The organism is Salinivibrio siamensis (genome assembly GCF_001996005.1).
Classification (GTDB): Bacteria; Pseudomonadota; Gammaproteobacteria; order Enterobacterales; family Vibrionaceae; genus Salinivibrio; species Salinivibrio siamensis.
This window is the reverse complement of the sequence record NZ_MUFB01000005.1, coordinates 54,625-70,652: the sequence shown is the minus strand read 5'-3', so window position 1 is coordinate 70,652 and position 16,028 is coordinate 54,625. Positions and strand designations below refer to the sequence as shown.

The following is a 16,028-nucleotide window of genomic DNA, read 5'->3' as shown; positions in this document are numbered from 1 at the left end:
AATGGGGCAGACGCTTATAGAATGTCGAGTAGCTCAACTTCAAAGACAAGGGCGGCAAACGGAGGAATGGCTGCACCCGCGCCACGCTCGCCATAGGCAAGGTCTTGGGGTACATAGAGCTTCCACTTAGAGCCAACCGGCATCATTTGCAGGGCCTCAATCCAACCTTTAATCACGCCAGTCACAGGGAATTCAACCGGCTCACCACGCGTGACTGAGCTATCAAATACACTGCCGTCAATCAATTGACCATGATAGTGAACACGCACCTGCTTGTCGCTGGTTGGGATGTCACCGTCACCTTGTACCAGTACTTCGTACTGCAAACCTGAATCTGTCACAGTCACTTCTTCACGCTTGGCATTGTCTGCGAGAAAAGCGTCGCCCTCTGCTGCTTGTGCTTTTGCAGCCTCTTGACGAACTTCTTCTGCTTTTGTGTGAAGCTCACGCAGTGCGTTATTGATGTCGTCAATTTCAATTTCTGGCATTTCGCCAGCCAGCGCGGTGCTGATGCCTTTTGCAATGGCATCAACATGTAAGCCTTCTAGGCCGCTACCGGCAAGCTGTTGGCCCATTTGTAGGCCGATGCCATAGCTCGCCTTCTGCTCGACAGTTTCCAGTTGTACGTCAGACATAACGTCTCTCTTTTTTGCGTCAATAAAGTGTGAAAGGATAACAGGTGATGGTTTCGTGGGTAAACTTTTGTGCCAATAAGGCGTCCAAGATGAGGACAGAACAACAAAACATGCGCGGAGTGGCAATGAAGTTAACAGCAATGCGTTCATACTGGAACAAACTGCGTGCTGGATGGCGAGAGAAACTCACAGCGGGATGGGAAAACCGTCCTAGCGTAAAAAGCCTACATGGTTTAACGGGGCTAAAGCAGGGTTGGCAACGCCTACCGGCTTTACACCGACGCCTATTGATGGTGCTTATCCCGACTGTATTGGTGTTGGCTGTGCTTCCTAGTCCCTCGCCCAAAGCCCCCTCGCCCCAAACTCGTCAACCCGTCGCCCTGAATACAGGGGCGAATGTATCGTCAGCGTCGCAAAATGATTCGTCAGTCGCGGCGTCAACCGCTGAGCCTGCGACTCAACAAACTGAAAAAAAAGAAAATAGCCCTTGGGTGAGCCACCAAATTGAGCAAGGGGATACGCTTGCCAAGGTGTTTCGCGATAATGATTTGGCGCTGACCGACCTTTATGCGATTGCCAATATCGAAGGGGAAGGAAAACCCATTAGCCGTATTCAGCCGGGTCAATGGATTCGCTTTAAGCGCACCGACAGTGGCGCGCTCGACATTCTTCAAGTGGAAACGCAAGCAGGTCAGTCCGTGTTGTATTTCCGTTTATCGGATGGTGGCTTTGCGCGCCAACGCTAGTCCTTCTTTTCAGGCACGGGGTCACCGTGCCTACGCTTCCCTTCTTGTTTGTTTTTTAAACTCCCGTGCCGATAAATTCGCCATTGGCGTTTTTTTCATCTACTTTTTAATAAATCAGTCAATATGGCTGGGTTTATGCTGTGACTTGGAGGTTTTTAGCGATTATTCGCTAATTTATGCGCCTGTGCCTGCGAATTTGACCAGCGTGTATGACATACTTTTTCAGGGAATAATGAGTTTTATGTCACACTTTGGTGAATTTTTGTGCTAGTATTCGCGCCGGCTGTGTAGGGGATACACGCAAGCCCGCCTCAACATGGATGTCTAGGCATTAACACGCTAATCACTATTTTGTTGAGGACTCGCTTTTCCATGTTGAAAAATCTATCTATTGGTAAAAAGTTTACGGCGGCTTTTTCCCTAATTGGTATCGCTGTGGTGATCTTTGGGTTTTACATTTTTACCCAAGTCAGCGGCATGCGCGATAACATGCTGAACTTTACTGACGATACCCTCCCTGCAGTGCTTGAGATCGAACGACTCAATGAAGAGATGATACGTATTCGTCAAGATCAGTATGCGGTGCTCACCTTTGACGATCCAGCAACACGGCGTGAAATCTTGGGCGAAATCGATGTTATGAAGCGCGATTATAGCCGTGCTCTCGACGCCTACCAAGAGACGCTTTGGTACGATGATGAAAAAGCCATTTTCAGTCGCATCCAGAACAATTGGGACAAATATAATCAAGAGCTCAGTGCTTTTCCTGACCGTGTTGAAGACGGGCAACTGACCGCGGCACAACAAATTTTATCTAAGTCATTTGGTACCTTCGGCCAGTTAGATAAGTCCTTAACGGAAATGTCTGAGTTGATGCAAGGCTTTATTGGTAAAAACCGCGCCTCCATGCTTAGCCAAGTTTCTACCGTGAGCATGACCATTATCGGGGTACTGCTTGCGGTGATCGCCTTTATGATTGTGGTGGCAGTGGTGTTTACTCGTGCGATCATCAATCCGTTGCGTTTAGTGATGGAGCAATCGTCTGCGATTGCCAAGGGCGACCTGACTTACCAGTTAGATCGTAGCCAGATTGGCAATGATGAAATGGGTAAATTGGCCGATTCCAGTATCGCTATGCAAGACAGCCTGCGCAGCTTAATCGAAGAAGTAATTGCCGCGGTAACCCAGCTAAGCAGTGCGGTCGAAGAAGTGAGTGCGGTATCGAGCCAAACCTCGACGGGGATGCAAAATCAGCAACACGAAGTGTCGCAAGTGGCGACCGCGATGGCGCMAATGAAAGCCACCGTGGCGGATGTGGCGCAGAACACCGAGAGCTCATCCACCGCGGCCAATGAAGCGAGTGAGCAGTCTCGCATGGGCGCACAAGACATTGACGGTATGGTAGCTTCGATTCGTAAAGTTGCCGAGGACATGCGTCAAACCGGCGATACCGTTAATGRGTTGGATCAGCAGTCGAAACAAATCAACATGGTGGTGGATGTGATTCGTGATATCGCAGAGCAAACCAACTTGTTGGCCTTGAACGCGGCAATTGAGGCGGCGCGTGCGGGTGAGTCTGGTCGTGGCTTTGCGGTGGTCGCGGATGAAGTGCGCACCCTGGCGGGCCGGACGCAAGACTCGACCGGTGAAATCACCACCATCATTGAGAAACTGCAGCAGTTTGCAACTCAGGCTAGCAATGCTACCACCCAAAGTTGTGAGAGCATCGAGCAATGTGTGGAGCAGGGCGATCAGGCGCAGCAATTGGTGCGTGGGATTGAAACCTCAGTGGAAAATATTGCTGATATGGGTATGCAGATCGCCAGTGCTTGTGGTGAGCAAGACTCGGTAGCGGATGAGCTAAGCCGCAATATCGAGCGCATCAATGACTCAGCCCAAGAAGTGGCGGGGGGCGCCGATCAAACCGCGCAAGCCTGTAGCGAACTGAGCCAATTGGCGCAATCACTGCAAAGCACTATGCAGCGTTTCCGTCTAACTAAATAGGTCGTACCGCCAATAGATGAAAACAAAATCCCGCTGATTCAGCGGGATTTTTTGCTTTAAACGGCGGATGCGTCACTCACCGATAAACGCATATCAATATGGGGGATCCCATCTTCTAAGTAGGCGTCGGAAAACGCCGAAAAGCCATGGGTTTGATAAAACCGCTGTAAATGTGTTTGTGCGCCAATCTCAATATCATCATGTGGCCAATGTTGCTGGCAAGCCTGAATCGCGTGGCGAACCAATTGATGCCCCCATTGACCGTTTCGGTGAGCGGGCGCAATAATCACGCGACCAATACTGCTCCCTGAGTAACTTACCCCAGGGGCGAGAATGCGGGCATAGGCGGCAAGCTCGCCGTTTAGCCAGCCCATTAAATGCACGGTATCTGACGCGGTATCGTGCGTGTCCAGCTCTGGATAGGCGCAGGCTTGCTCGACCACAAACACATCGACACGCAATTTCATCAGTGTGAATAAGGTGCGGGTATCCAGCGCATCAAAGGTTGCCTGTTGCCATTCCATGTCATTTCCTCTTGATTGCACATAAAAAATACCGCAGACAGGCTGCGGTATTCAAAGGCTATTTATCTTTCTGTGTTAATTACTGGCGAGGTTGGCCTAAATCAACATGATAAACGGCAAATCCGACCTCATCTTTTCCTTCTCGCGTCATCGACCAGCGGCCTTTTTGCTCAATAAACTGCGCTGCTTGCTCACTCGGGGAGGTTTCAAAGCTCACCACGGCATCTCCCTTAATCGGGGCAATCGACCAGTTATTGTCAGCGCTAACGGTCACCTCACCTTCCTCTTCACTCACGCGACTGATGTAGTTGGCGACCACGGTGCGGTTTTCATCCGGCGCGGCAAAGGCAATATGATCGCTGCCGGTACCTGGAAACTTCGCCCCATACGCACGGTAGTTATTGGTCGCCACCAAGAAGGTTTGCTCGGGATCAACCGGCTCGCCTTGATAGGTGAGGTTGACGATCCGTGATGCCTCTGGGTTCACTTCATTACAATCGCCGTCGTAACGCGCGGGCTGGGTGACATCAATTTGGTATTCCACCCCATCAATCACGTCAAAGTTATAGGTGCGGAAACCGTCCCAGTTTATCAGCGATTGCGGCTGCGCTGCGTTTGGATCGATTTGATTAAACTGGCCGGCGCTGCACTCCAGCCATTGGGTGAGTTCGGCGCCAGAGACTTTCAGCGCCACCAAGGTATTCGGATATAGGTAAAGATCGGCGGCGTTGCGGAAGGTCAGTTGACCGGCTTCCACTTCCGTAAAGTTGCTCGGATCGTTTTTGCGTCCACCGGCCTTAAAGGGCGCAGCGGCAGAGACAACCGGAAGGTCGGCCAAATCTGGGTCGCCTTGGATCATGCGCTCGACATAATCTTGCTGAGCGAGATTGACGATTTGTACGGTTGGGTCATCTTGTAGCAATGCCAAATAAGAGTACATCACATCATTGGCTTTGCCGATTGGTTGATTCACAAAATCTTGTGTGGCTTTATGATCGGCTTCTACCGCATCAAGCATCGCCTTATCGGCTTCAACCAATGCCTTATTGTTGGCGCGGTCAAAAATGGGTCGCGCATGCGCGTTACTATCAGTGACTTGCCATTGACCGTCCACTTGCTCGAGGGCGAGATCAATCACCCCGACGTGGCTGCCCCAGCGGCCAGCCATCACACTGGCCACGCCATTGATGGTGCCTTTTTCGATATCCGCGCCGGGAATATTGGCAAAGTCCTCGCCAGGGAATACCGCGTGCGAGTGACCAAAGGCAATGGCATCAATGCCGTCGACATCGGTGAGGTAATACACGGAATCTTCAGCCATCGCTTTATACGGCGCTTGGGAGATACCAGAGTGTGGGATTGCCACCACCACGTCAGCACCCTTGGCTTTCATCTCTGGGACGAGCTTTTCAGCGGTTTGTTTAATGTCTTTGGCGATCACTTTGCCTTCAAGGTTGGCTTTATCCCAAGTCATGATCTGCGGCGGCACAAAGCCGATGTAGCCGACTTTGATGGTATGGCTGTCACCGTCTTCATCTTTGAGTTGGTATTCTTTAATTAAATACGGGTCAAAGTAATGCTCGCCAGTCTCTGCATCGAACACGTTGGCGTTGATATACGGGAAGTTGGCGTCGTTAATCGACTCTTTTAAGAATGCTAAGCCGTAGTTGAACTCATGGTTACCGATGTTACCCACTTCATAATTGAGCAAGTTCATCGCTTTATATACCGGATGTACTTCACCGGGTTTAATGCCTTTGCTGGCCATGTAGTCGCCCATCGGGCTGCCTTGAATCAGGTCTCCGTTATCCACCAATAGTGCGTTTTTTGCTTCATCACGCGCTTGCTTAACCACAGTGGCGGCGCGAACCAAGCCGATTTTTTGTGACGGTTTGTTTTTGTAGTAGTCATAATCCATCACGTTGGTGTGAATGTCGGTGGTTTCAATCACACGTAGGTTAATGGTGTCGGCAAAGGCACTGCCAGAGGCGGCAAATAAGCCGGCTACCACAGCAGTGGCGACAGCAGATGGCATCAAACGCATAACAAAGTCTCCAGTGAAAAATGTGCGTTAGTTATCAGGCAGATGAATTATGCCGTTTATCATACCTAAAAAGCTGTGCGATTGATCGGCTTATTATCCTCGGCTGTCGGTCAACACCGATATCTTGCACGCTTTGCGATCTCAGTCATTGTTAATCCTTTCAGGCAAGGACACTTCAGATCTATTAAGCACAAAAAAGAATAAAAAATGAATTTATAGAATTTCAGGTAATAGATGTGGGGCGATATAGTGGCGGTATTGTCATCAAGGGAATGCGCGATCATGGATTATCTCCCCCTCTTTGCTCAGCTCAAACATCGTCCTTGCCTCGTGGTAGGGGGCGGCGAAGTTGCATGGCGCAAAACGCGCATGTTGCTCAAGGTGGGCGCAGCGGTCACTGTGGTTGCCCCTGACGTCGACCGTGAAATTGCGGAGGCGCAAGCGCAAGGAAAGCTGACGGTATTGCGTGAGGCGTTTCGTCCCGATCATCTGGACGGAAAGATGCTGGCGATTGCGGCGACTGACAATGCCCTTGTCAATGAGCTGGTCTCCACCGCCGCTGATAGCCGCAATGTTTTGGTCAATGTCGTTGATGATACCCCTAAATGCAGCTTTATTGTCCCTTCTTTGGTTGATCGCTCCCCGATCATTATTGCCATTTCATCGGGCGGCAAAGCGCCGGTATTGGCGCGGATGCTACGTGAAAAAATTGAAACCTTGGTGCCGCAGCATATTGGCAAGATGGCGGCAATGGCGGGCGCGTTTCGCGACAAACTGAAAGCGCGCATTCCGACCTTAACGGGGCGGCGCAAATTCTGGGAGGCCGCTTTTAGTGGGCGGTTTGCCGATTTAGTCGCGGCGGGCAAACACCAGCAAGCCGAGCAAGCGCTGGAGCAGCTTAGCGGACAAATCACCACCCAAGGCGAAGTGGCGTTGATTGGCGCTGGGCCAGGGGATCCTGGGTTATTGACCTTGCGCGCGTTGCAATTGATGCAGCAAGCCGATGTGGTGCTTTACGACTACTTGGTGGCTGAACCGATTATGGAGCTGTGCCGCCGAGATGCGGAGCTGATCTGTGTGGGCAAACGGGCGAGCTACCACAGTGTGAGCCAAGACGACATTAATCGTCTGTTGGTCGAGCATGCTCAAGCCGGAAAACGGGTGGTGCGCTTAAAAGGGGGCGATCCCTTTATGTTTGGCCGTGGTGGTGAGGAATTACAAACCCTTGCCAACGCCGGTGTCTCGTTTCAAGTGGTGCCCGGGATCACTGCGGCGGCAGGGGCGACGGCCTATGCCGGTATTCCGCTCACCCATCGCGATCATGCCCAGACCGCGCTGTTTATTACCGGTCATTTGAAAAAAGAACAAGATACCTTGGAGTGGGCGACGTTAGCCCGCCCGCGTCAGACCTTGGTGATTTATATGGGCTTGATGAAATCGGCCCATATTCAAAACCAACTGATTGCTCACGGTCGAGCGCCGGACACCCCTGTGGCGGTGATTGAAAACGGCACGCGTCCGGAACAGAAAGTCTTTACCGGTCAACTCAACAACTTACCCTCGCTGGCTGAGCAAGCTGCGTCGCCCGCGCTGATCGTGGTGGGCGAAGTGGCGGCACTCGCCGGTCAGCTGACATGGTTTGGCGAGGGGCGCGCGGTAAGCGATGCCGACCCCACGCAAGCCCCCACCGCTGTGGTTAACTTCGCTTAAAGGATAGTTAGGATGGATGTAAAAACACTTACTCACCTCCAGCAATTAGAAGCCGAGAGCATTCATATACTGCGGGAAGTCGCGGCGGAGTTTGATAACCCCGTGATGCTGTATTCGATTGGCAAAGACTCGTCAGTGATGCTGCATTTGGCGCGCAAAGCTTTTTACCCCGGAAAGATCCCGTTTCCGCTGCTACATGTCGATACCGACTGGAAGTTTCGCGACATGATTGCCTTTCGTGATCGTACCGCCAAGGAGCTGGGACTAGATCTGATTGTGCACAAAAACCCAGAAGGGATGGCTCAGGGGATCAATCCTTTTGATCACGGCTCCGATAAGCACACCGATATCATGAAAACCCAAGCGCTAAAGCAAGCGCTGGATCAGCATAAGTTTGATGCGGCATTTGGCGGCGCGCGTCGGGACGAAGAAAAATCTCGCGCCAAAGAGCGTGTCTATTCGTTCCGCGATAAGAACCATCGCTGGGATCCGAAAAACCAACGGCCAGAGCTGTGGCGCAACTATAACGGTCAAGTGAACCCGGGCGAGAGTATCCGTGTGTTTCCGCTCTCTAACTGGACTGAGCTCGATATCTGGCAATACATCTATTTGGAAAATATCGACATTGTTCCGCTTTATTTAGCGGCTGAGCGCCCAGTGGTAGAGCGCGATGGCACCTTGTACATGGTGGATGATGCGCGGATGCCGATTGGGCCCGACGAAACCGTGACCCATAAATCGGTGCGTTTTCGCACCCTCGGCTGTTACCCATTAACCGGGGCAGTCGAGTCGAAGGCTAACACCTTGCCAGAGATCATCGAAGAGATGTTGGTCGCTACCTCAAGTGAACGCCAAGGACGGGCGATCGACCACGATCAGTCCGGATCCATGGAGCGCAAAAAGCGTCAGGGTTATTTCTAAGGAGCAGTCATGAATCCAGCAATTCAACAACAGGTGGCCGATCTGGGTATTGAGGGCTATCTGCAACAGCACCAACACAAAAGTTTATTGCGCTTTTTGACCTGTGGTTCGGTCGATGATGGTAAGTCGACCTTAATTGGCCGCTTGCTGCATGACTCGCAGCAGATCTATGAAGATCAGCTGGCTGCTGTCCATGCCGATAGCCAGCGTGTCGGTACCACGGGCGAGAAACCGGATCTGGCGCTACTGGTAGACGGCCTGCAAGCTGAGCGCGAGCAGGGGATCACCATTGATGTGGCGTATCGTTATTTCTCCACCTCCAAGCGTAAGTTTATCATCGCCGATACCCCCGGCCATGAGCAGTACACCCGTAATATGGCCACCGGTGCGTCGACCTGTGATGTGGCGGTGATCTTAATCGACGCGCGCCACGGCATCTTGGATCAGACTCGTCGCCACTCGTATATCGCTAACTTGCTGGGTATTCAGCATTTTGTGGTAGCGGTAAATAAGATGGACTTGGTGGCATATAGCCAAGCTCGGTTTGATGAAATTCAACAGCAGTATCTGGCGTTTGCCGATCAGCTCAACCCCGGCTTGTCAGTGTCTATGGTGCCTTTGTCGGCACTGGAAGGCGACAACGTGGTCAATGCCAGTGACGCAATGGCGTGGTATCAAGGCGAGCCGTTGCTCAGCCAGCTAGAAGCCATCGATATTGAAAAATCGCGCGGGACGGGCGCGTTCCGTTTTCCTGTGCAGTATGTCAATCGACCGGATCTGAACTTCCGTGGCTATGCAGGCACTCTTGCCAGTGGCGAGTTGCATGTAGGCGATGAGGTTAAGGTACTCCCTTCTGGGCTTACCGCGAAGGTCGCGCGCATCGTTACCTTTGACGGTGATCGTGAATTTGCCTTTAGCGGTCAAGCGGTCACTATCACATTGGACAAAGAAATTGATATCTCGCGTGGCGATCTCTTGGTGCGTGCGGATGATGACGTGGCGGTGGGTCAACGATTTGACGCCGATGTGGTGTGGATGACGCAAACCCCACTGGCACCGGGGCGCGAATACGAGATTAAGTTGGCCAGCAAGAAAACCTCGGCGCAGGTTGAGGCGCTGTCGTATGGGGTCGATGTTAATACGCTTAACACTCACGACGCAGACACCTTGCCGCTCAATGGCATTGGTCGTTGCACCTTGACCCTGAGCGAAGCGTTGCCGCTGGATACCTATCACGATAGTCCGAATACCGGTGGCTTTATCCTGATTGATCGCCTCACCAATGTGACGGTCGGCGCGGGCATGATCCGTCATGTGGCGGAGACGCAGCCGCAAACCACCTCGTCGTTCTCAGCGTTTGAGCTTGAGTTGAACCAGCTGATCCGCAAGCACTTTCCGCATTGGCAAGCGCGGGATCTGCGTCAACTGGGATAAACGATGAGTTGGCAAGAAACCACGGTACTCACCTTGCTGGTGGCGATTGTCGCCGGCTTGGTGCTCACCCGTATAAAGCCTGTACTCTTGTTTGCGGGGGCCGCGTTTGTGGCGTTCCAAACCGGGCTTACCTCGGTTGAAGCGCTGACGGCGAACTTTACCGCGCCATCGCTGCTGACCTTGGTATTGCTGATTTTGGTTTCTTGTGCGTTGGAAAAAACCCATTTGACCAGCTGGGTCGCCCGACAGGCGTCGCACGGCGCACTCCCCACAGTGATTGCGAAATTAGGTATCTCAAGTGCGCTGCTATCGGCGCTGGTCAATAACACAGCGGTAGTGGTGTCCATGATTGGCGCGATCAAGCGCAACCGACGTCACTCACCCTCACAGCTTTTGATCCCATTGTCATACAGCGCCATTCTCGGCGGCACCCTAACGCTGATTGGCACGTCCACCAATCTCATTGTGAACAGCTTTGTTGAGCGGGCAGGTTTATCCAGTTTGGGCTTTTTTACCCCAACGATCATTGGTGCTGCTGCATTGGTGGCAGGGCTATTGGTATTAATCCCGTTTAGCTATCGGTTGCCACGCCATGATGGTGAACAAGAAGAGAGCTTGCCGTATGTGCTCGAAGCACGGTTGTCCGCCGACTCACCCTTATGCGGTCGCAGTGTGGCAGACAATGGCCTGCGGGCATTACGCCGCTTGTACTTGGCTGAAATTCATCGCCAAGACGGCGTTATTGCGCCTGTGTGTCCGGATACGCCGTTATTGGCCGGTGACAAGTTGCAGTTTGCCGGTGATGTGGAAAGTGTCGCGACCTTGCAAGAGATCCCGGGCTTGACCTTGTTCGGCCAGCATCACATTGATGGACAAAACTTGATTGAGGTGGTGGTGAGCCACAGCGCCAGTATTTGTGGCAAAACCCTCAAAGCCGCCCGTTTTCGCGAGACCTTTGATGCTGTGGTGGTCGCCATTCGCCGCGGCCACGAAAAACTCGACGGTGGGCTGGGCAATATTCCTTTGCATGCTGGCGATACGCTGGTGTTGGTGCCGGGCAAAACCTTTCGCCAAGACAGTCAAGCGTTACGGCGTGAATTCGTGCTCTTTAATGGTTTGGAAGCCAGTACCCGTCTTTCCGAGCGTAAAAGCGTTGCGGTACTGGCGGGATTTGTCGCGGTGATTGGCGCCGCCTTGCTCACTCCAATGCCGCTGCTCAATGGCTTAGCGGCGTATTTAGTGGTGTTACTGGTCACCGGCATTATCTCTTTGCACGATTTACAACGCCGCTTTCCGGTTGAGGTGGTGGTGATTGTCGGCGCGGCGCTGACATTGGCACAACTGATGTTGGCGTCAGGGCTGTCGGCACGCTTTAGTGATTGGTTTATGGCGACGTTTGCCGCAGGGGGCGCGATAGGGGCGCTGGTGGCCGTATACTTGCTGACTTTGTTGCTCACCGAGCTTATCACCAACAATGCTGCGGCGGCGCTGGCTTTCCCGCTGGGCTATAGCTTGGCGCTAGGGTATGGGGTTGACCCTATGCCTTTTGTGATGGCGGTGCTGTTTGGCGCCAGTGCCAGTTTTATTTCCCCTTACGGGTATCAAACCAATTTATTGGTATACAGCGTGGGCAATTACCAGTTACGTGATTATTGGCGTCTGGGACTGCCATTATCTGTGGTGTATTCCACGGTGGTGCTCACCTTGTTACCGGTTGTTTTTCCTTTAACGGCGGTGGCCCCTTAATGATGGCGTGGCCAACGAAATAGCGGAGACTTTCATGACTGACACTGTATCTGCGTCAACCGATCCCAATGTGATCTGGCATCAACATCATGTTGACCAAGCTCAGCGCAGCGAACAAAAACAGCAGCAACCTGTGGTGCTTTGGTTTACTGGCTTGTCTGGCTCGGGTAAATCGACTATCGCTGGGGCGCTAGAGGCGGCCTTGGTCGCCGAAGGACACCATACCTATTTGCTGGATGGCGATAACATTCGCCATGGCTTATGTCGCGATCTGGGTTTTTCCGATCAAGACAGGCGCGAGAATATTCGCCGGATTGGTGAAGTGGCCAAGTTAATGACCGATGCGGGTCTGATTGTCTTGAGTGCCTTTATCTCACCGTTTCGCGCGGAGCGAGAGATGGTGCGCGAACGTTTGCCTGAGGGGCAGTTTATCGAAGTCTTTGTCGATACGCCGCTGGCGGTGTGTGAGCAGCGCGACCCCAAAGGACTGTACAAAAAGGCGCGTGCCGGCGAGATCCCTGCGTTTACCGGCATATCGTCAGAGTATGAACCACCGCAAACACCGGCGATCCATTTAAGCGGTGATCAAAGTGTTGCCGAGCATGTGGCGACTTGTCTTCGCGTACTGCGTGATCGCGGGGTGCTGCGCCCGTCGGATTAAGCGTGGGTGTTGACCGTATCACCCACCTCGCTGTGCATCTCAAAGCCTTCGGCGAGCAACTCACAAATGGCGTGGTGGTAATCGGGGTGCACGCGTTTACCGACCAATGTCGCCAGCTCATGGCCGGTGGGACTAAAGCGGTAATAATAAAGACGCATCCCTTTGTGGAGCGGGGTGAGCATGTATTGGGTGTCTTGCAGTTTAAACGGCATGGCCGGTTGCATTTCAATCACACCGGATTCGAGCTCAGTGCGCAGGATCAGTCCCAAGTCCATCAACAGCATTAAGTCGGTATAAGACAGTTGATAGTGGCCCAGCGAAAGCTTATGGGGCGGCTCTGGGCGTAGCAGTTGCACCAAGCCTTGGCGGCGGCGAAAACCGGTCACCAGCTTTTTAGTGCTGTCTTGCCCAAACGTGCTGGATAGAGCACAAGCGCGTTGCAGTGCTTGCGCTTCACGCTGGGTCATGGTCTCGAGAATGGTCAGGGCTTTAATCGAGGTGCTGCCGGGGCGGAGCATTTCTTGTTTGAGAATTTTCGCCCACAGTTGCTGCATCGCATGGCCGTGAATATTGCGGGCTAAATCAAAAAAGCGAACCAGCCAGTCTGGGTCTGGGGTCTGAGCGGTTTCGCTATGACACTGGTCGTAGGTGAGGGCGATGATGGCTTCGAGATTAGCCTGCTGCTTTTGCATCACATGACGCTGGCGGTTGGCACTGCGGTGAGCGAGATCTTCCTGTTCAACCTCTTGCAGGCGCGCATCCACGTGGTACTCACTGGCAATCGCTTTTAGCCGCCCCTTACTGCCACGTAGATCAGCGTCTTCTTTATAACTGTGACCCTGATGTTGCCGTTTGTCGGGATGGACGTCGACGACCACGGGTTTGTCTTGCTCTGCCATGCGATTCTCACACTGATTGTCAGCAAATTTAGTGCTGGCAAATATGTTAATTAAAGATTAAATTTGTTAACATTATGGGTGTTAACAATCAAGTGTAGGGATGCGTGTGCGTAAGCAAAAACTCAACCCCATCAATCTGCTGTTGATTGCCGTGTACATTGRCGCACTGGCGATCTTGTCTCATTATATTGCCTGACAACATCGGGTGCGCCGATCGGGCTCACTGATTGATAGGGACTTATCCGTCGTCGTAGTCAGTTAATTCGGTGCCTTGTAGCACATATCCCACTTCTGCCAAGTCATGACTTATATGCTCGGTTTTCAGTGTGCCCTCGACATACACCACATCCCATAGTTGTTGAATCGGCGCGCCGCCGGCAAACTTTACATAAACAATCTGATTAGGTGGCGGCGGTGGGACATGGATACAGGCGCCAAGAAAGGGCACCAGCAGGAATTCCGTCACCACTTTATCGTCGCCTTCTAGAGGGATCACAAAGCCGGGGATTTTGACCTGGCTGTTGTTGAGCTCCGGGCGAACTGAGCCGACAAGACTTTGTGGATTCTCACTGTCGTGGCTGATTTCCGGCATCCCGCGGCTATCAAATTGGGCGCGTTCGTGCTCGGGGACCAAATCAATCCAATCTAGCGTGAGTGGCTCACTGCTTGCCCACGCCAGTGAGCTTAACAGGCCACTGAGTAAAGCGATAAGGCCGAGCGTTATCCGTTTTTTCATCTGTTACACCTTAATTGTCATGCCATCGGCGAGCGCCTGTCGATAGGCTCGCCAGGCCGGAATTAATCCCACGATAAAGCCAGCGACTAACACTCCGGCCATCAATGAAAGCTCATAAGAGGACGGCCAGTCGAGCGGTAAGAATAAGCCAAATTCACTGAGAATATAGGGCTGTGCTAGAGCGAGTCCACCATAAAGCAGGAACACGCCAGAGACGATCCCTGCAAGAGTGATCGCGACCGCCTCACTGACCAATAGCAAAATAATATGCAAAGGACGCGCGCCCATCGCACGTAAGATTGCCATTTCGCGTCGACGCTCGTTCAAGCTAGTGAGCAGGCTTGAGAGCATACCCAACAGCCCGGCGACGGCCACAAAGCCAGAGATCACCAACAGGGCTTGTTCGCCAACTCGCATCATGCCCCACAGCTCGTGCAAGGCAATACCGGGCATAATGGCGGTTAATGGTTCGCGTGGATAAGTATTAACCCAGCGCTGGACGGCAAAGGTTTTGATTTTGCTGTTTAGTCCCACCATCACCGCGGTCAGTTGTTCTGGTTGTAGCTCGCGTTGTTGCGCTTGCGCTTGGGTGAGGCCTTGGCCGAGTCGTGCGCCACTTTCCCAGCCGACATGAATCGCTTCGATGGCTTCGAGCGACACATGTACGCTACGGTCGACGGGGGTGCCAGTGGGCGCCAAGATCCCAGTGACCGTAAAGGGCAAGTTGTCATGCTGATTAAAGCCTTTGTCGGCCAGTCCATGGGCAATGACCAGACTATCGCCCATCTTGTATCCCAGCTCTCTTGCCACTTGGGCGCCAATCACGGTATCAAATAAGCCGGAAAATGGGCCGCCTTGGCGAAAGGCCAGTGGTTGTTTTTGACCATATTGATAATGGTCAAAGTAATCATTGGTGGTGCCGACCACGCGAAAGCCGCGGTGAGAGTCCCCCAGTGAAATGGGGATGGTCCAACTCACATCCGGATGCTCACGAAGGCGCTGGTAACTGTCCCAGCCGATATTGTTGGTAGCGTTACCGATGCGAAACACGGAATAGAGCAGTAAATTGATCGGACCGGAGCGGGCGCCGACAATTAAATCGGTGTTGGAGATGGTATTGGCAAAGCTGGCTTTGGCTTGGGTGCGCACCTTTTCCACCCCGAGCAAGAGCACCACGGCGATGGTGACGGTCAGCAAAGAAAGCAGGGCGGTGGCGCGGCGATTCTTGAGGCTTTGCCCTGCCAATCCTAACAGTGAAATCATTGGTTGGCCTCCTCGCGATGTATGGCACGATTAAGCGCGGGAAGCGAGACATCGCGGTCAAATAAGGGCGCCAATTGGCTGTCATGGCTGACAAACAATAAGCTGCTGTTGGCTTCCCGGCAGCGGTCTTGAAGCAACTGAATAAAGGTATTGCGGGTGTCCGCATCGAGCGCAGAGGTCGGCTCGTCAGCGATAATTAACGCCGGTGCCCCAATTAATGCCCGTGCCGCGGCGACCCGCTGTTGCTGGCCGATACTCAGCGCAGTCACTGGCTGATGGTAACAGTGTGCGGGAAGGCCCAGCTTATCGAGTAAATTGGCGGCCTCTTGGTGTGCAGGCTGGCTGAGTGCCTGACGCCGCGTGTGAGAAAAGCGCAGCGGGACGGTGACATTATCAATCACCGATAAATAGGGCAGCAGATTAAATTGCTGAAAAATATAACCAATATGGTTAGCACGGAATTGATCCCTTTGGCGATCATTCAGTACGGTCAGCGCTTGATGATTGACCGTTAGCGTTCCCGATTGTGGGGTATGAATGCCTGCAATCAGGCTCAGTAGCGTGGATTTCCCGCTGCCACTGGGGCCTTTTAAAAATACATGCTCGCCCTCACCGACCGCAAAGCTATCGATATCTAAGATCGGTTGCGGCTGAGCTGGCCAAGTAAAACGTAGTTGTTCGATGGTTATCATGCCTGACAGGGGC

Annotated in this window: 14 protein-coding genes; 7 read left to right on the top strand and 7 right to left on the bottom strand. The window is 52.7% G+C overall.

The genetic code is table 11. The features are described from left to right. Nucleotides 1-14: 14 nt before the first annotated feature. Nucleotides 15-635, bottom strand: a complete 621-nt coding sequence (locus tag BZG73_RS04090; protein ID WP_077667673.1) for an FKBP-type peptidyl-prolyl cis-trans isomerase — start codon at nucleotides 633-635, stop codon at nucleotides 15-17. A gap of 125 nt (nucleotides 636-760) precedes the next feature. On the opposite strand from BZG73_RS04090, the gene BZG73_RS04085 reads away from it, so the two are divergent. Continuing rightward, nucleotides 761-1,381: a LysM-like peptidoglycan-binding domain-containing protein gene (locus BZG73_RS04085; protein WP_158075266.1), complete on the top strand. Its 621-nt coding sequence runs from the start codon at nucleotides 761-763 to the stop codon at nucleotides 1,379-1,381. Between the two features lie 372 nt (nucleotides 1,382-1,753). Next, nucleotides 1,754-3,385, top strand: coding sequence for a methyl-accepting chemotaxis protein (locus BZG73_RS04080; protein WP_077667671.1), 1,632 nt, complete (start codon nucleotides 1,754-1,756; stop codon nucleotides 3,383-3,385). Between the two features lie 56 nt (nucleotides 3,386-3,441). On the opposite strand, the gene BZG73_RS04075 is transcribed toward BZG73_RS04080, so the two are convergent. Together BZG73_RS04075 and cpdB are read right to left on the bottom strand one after the other, a co-directional pair. Then, nucleotides 3,442-3,909, bottom strand: a complete 468-nt coding sequence (locus tag BZG73_RS04075; RefSeq protein WP_077667670.1) for a GNAT family N-acetyltransferase — start codon at nucleotides 3,907-3,909, stop codon at nucleotides 3,442-3,444. A gap of 79 nt (nucleotides 3,910-3,988) precedes the next feature. Then, a complete protein-coding gene (gene cpdB / locus BZG73_RS04070; protein ID WP_370517157.1) occupies nucleotides 3,989-5,944 on the bottom strand; it encodes a 2',3'-cyclic-nucleotide 2'-phosphodiesterase in 1,956 nt (651 codons plus the stop codon). Between the two features lie 291 nt (nucleotides 5,945-6,235). Between cpdB and cysG the strand changes: the two genes are divergently transcribed. The 5 genes from cysG to cysC are packed head-to-tail and all read left to right on the top strand — an operon-like array spanning nucleotide 6,236 to nucleotide 12,425. Further along, nucleotides 6,236-7,663, top strand: coding sequence for a siroheme synthase CysG (cysG, locus tag BZG73_RS04065; protein ID WP_077667668.1), 1,428 nt, complete (start codon nucleotides 6,236-6,238; stop codon nucleotides 7,661-7,663). Nucleotides 7,664-7,675: 12 nt separating this feature from the next. Then, nucleotides 7,676-8,584 carry a sulfate adenylyltransferase subunit CysD gene (cysD, locus tag BZG73_RS04060; protein WP_077667667.1) on the top strand — a complete coding sequence of 303 codons (909 nt, stop codon included), beginning with the start codon at nucleotides 7,676-7,678 and terminating at the stop codon, nucleotides 8,582-8,584. A gap of 9 nt (nucleotides 8,585-8,593) precedes the next feature. Continuing rightward, on the top strand, nucleotides 8,594-10,018 hold the full coding sequence (gene cysN / locus BZG73_RS04055; protein WP_077667666.1) for a sulfate adenylyltransferase subunit CysN: 1,425 nt from the start codon (nucleotides 8,594-8,596) through the stop codon (nucleotides 10,016-10,018). Between the two features lie 3 nt (nucleotides 10,019-10,021). Then, nucleotides 10,022-11,764 carry an SLC13 family permease gene (locus BZG73_RS04050; RefSeq protein ID WP_077667665.1) on the top strand — a complete coding sequence of 581 codons (1,743 nt, stop codon included), beginning with the start codon at nucleotides 10,022-10,024 and terminating at the stop codon, nucleotides 11,762-11,764. Nucleotides 11,765-11,798: 34 nt separating this feature from the next. Continuing rightward, complete coding sequence (cysC, locus tag BZG73_RS04045) at nucleotides 11,799-12,425, top strand: adenylyl-sulfate kinase (protein ID WP_077667664.1); 627 nt, start codon at nucleotides 11,799-11,801, stop codon at nucleotides 12,423-12,425. On the opposite strand, the gene BZG73_RS04040 is transcribed toward cysC, so the two are convergent. From BZG73_RS04040 to BZG73_RS04025, 4 genes are all read right to left on the bottom strand, one after another. Further along, nucleotides 12,422-13,324, bottom strand: a complete 903-nt coding sequence (locus BZG73_RS04040; RefSeq protein ID WP_077667663.1) for a TIGR03899 family protein — start codon at nucleotides 13,322-13,324, stop codon at nucleotides 12,422-12,424. The genes cysC and BZG73_RS04040 overlap by 4 nt on opposite strands. A 238-nt stretch (nucleotides 13,325-13,562) precedes the next feature. Continuing rightward, nucleotides 13,563-14,060: a DUF3299 domain-containing protein gene (locus tag BZG73_RS04035; RefSeq protein ID WP_046074303.1), complete on the bottom strand. Its 498-nt coding sequence runs from the start codon at nucleotides 14,058-14,060 to the stop codon at nucleotides 13,563-13,565. A 3-nt stretch (nucleotides 14,061-14,063) separates the two neighbouring features. Beyond that, complete coding sequence (locus tag BZG73_RS04030; RefSeq protein ID WP_077662808.1) at nucleotides 14,064-15,323, bottom strand: ABC transporter permease; 1,260 nt, start codon at nucleotides 15,321-15,323, stop codon at nucleotides 14,064-14,066. Further along, complete coding sequence (locus BZG73_RS04025; RefSeq protein ID WP_077667662.1) at nucleotides 15,320-16,015, bottom strand: ABC transporter ATP-binding protein; 696 nt, start codon at nucleotides 16,013-16,015, stop codon at nucleotides 15,320-15,322. Before BZG73_RS04025 ends, BZG73_RS04030 begins: the two co-directional genes overlap by 4 nt. Nucleotides 16,016-16,028 lie beyond the last annotated feature (13 nt).

What these genes read in the sequence shown, in the direction of transcription:
- BZG73_RS04090 (WP_077667673.1), bottom strand. Translation starts at nt 635, where the DNA reads ATGTCTGACGTACAACTGGAAACTGTCGAGCAGAAGGCGAGCTATGGC.
- BZG73_RS04085 (WP_158075266.1), top strand. Translation starts at nt 761, where the DNA reads ATGAAGTTAACAGCAATGCGTTCATACTGGAACAAACTGCGTGCTGGA.
- BZG73_RS04075 (WP_077667670.1), bottom strand. Translation starts at nt 3,909, where the DNA reads ATGGAATGGCAACAGGCAACCTTTGATGCGCTGGATACCCGCACCTTA.
- cpdB (WP_370517157.1), bottom strand. Translation starts at nt 5,944, where the DNA reads ATGCCATCTGCTGTCGCCACTGCTGTGGTAGCCGGCTTATTTGCCGCC.
- cysG (WP_077667668.1), top strand. Translation starts at nt 6,236, where the DNA reads ATGGATTATCTCCCCCTCTTTGCTCAGCTCAAACATCGTCCTTGCCTC.
- cysD (WP_077667667.1), top strand. Translation starts at nt 7,676, where the DNA reads ATGGATGTAAAAACACTTACTCACCTCCAGCAATTAGAAGCCGAGAGC.
- cysN (WP_077667666.1), top strand. Translation starts at nt 8,594, where the DNA reads ATGAATCCAGCAATTCAACAACAGGTGGCCGATCTGGGTATTGAGGGC.
- BZG73_RS04050 (WP_077667665.1), top strand. Translation starts at nt 10,022, where the DNA reads ATGAGTTGGCAAGAAACCACGGTACTCACCTTGCTGGTGGCGATTGTC.
- cysC (WP_077667664.1), top strand. Translation starts at nt 11,799, where the DNA reads ATGACTGACACTGTATCTGCGTCAACCGATCCCAATGTGATCTGGCAT.
- BZG73_RS04040 (WP_077667663.1), bottom strand. Translation starts at nt 13,324, where the DNA reads ATGGCAGAGCAAGACAAACCCGTGGTCGTCGACGTCCATCCCGACAAA.
- BZG73_RS04035 (WP_046074303.1), bottom strand. Translation starts at nt 14,060, where the DNA reads ATGAAAAAACGGATAACGCTCGGCCTTATCGCTTTACTCAGTGGCCTG.
- BZG73_RS04030 (WP_077662808.1), bottom strand. Translation starts at nt 15,323, where the DNA reads ATGATTTCACTGTTAGGATTGGCAGGGCAAAGCCTCAAGAATCGCCGC.
- BZG73_RS04025 (WP_077667662.1), bottom strand. Translation starts at nt 16,015, where the DNA reads ATGATAACCATCGAACAACTACGTTTTACTTGGCCAGCTCAGCCGCAA.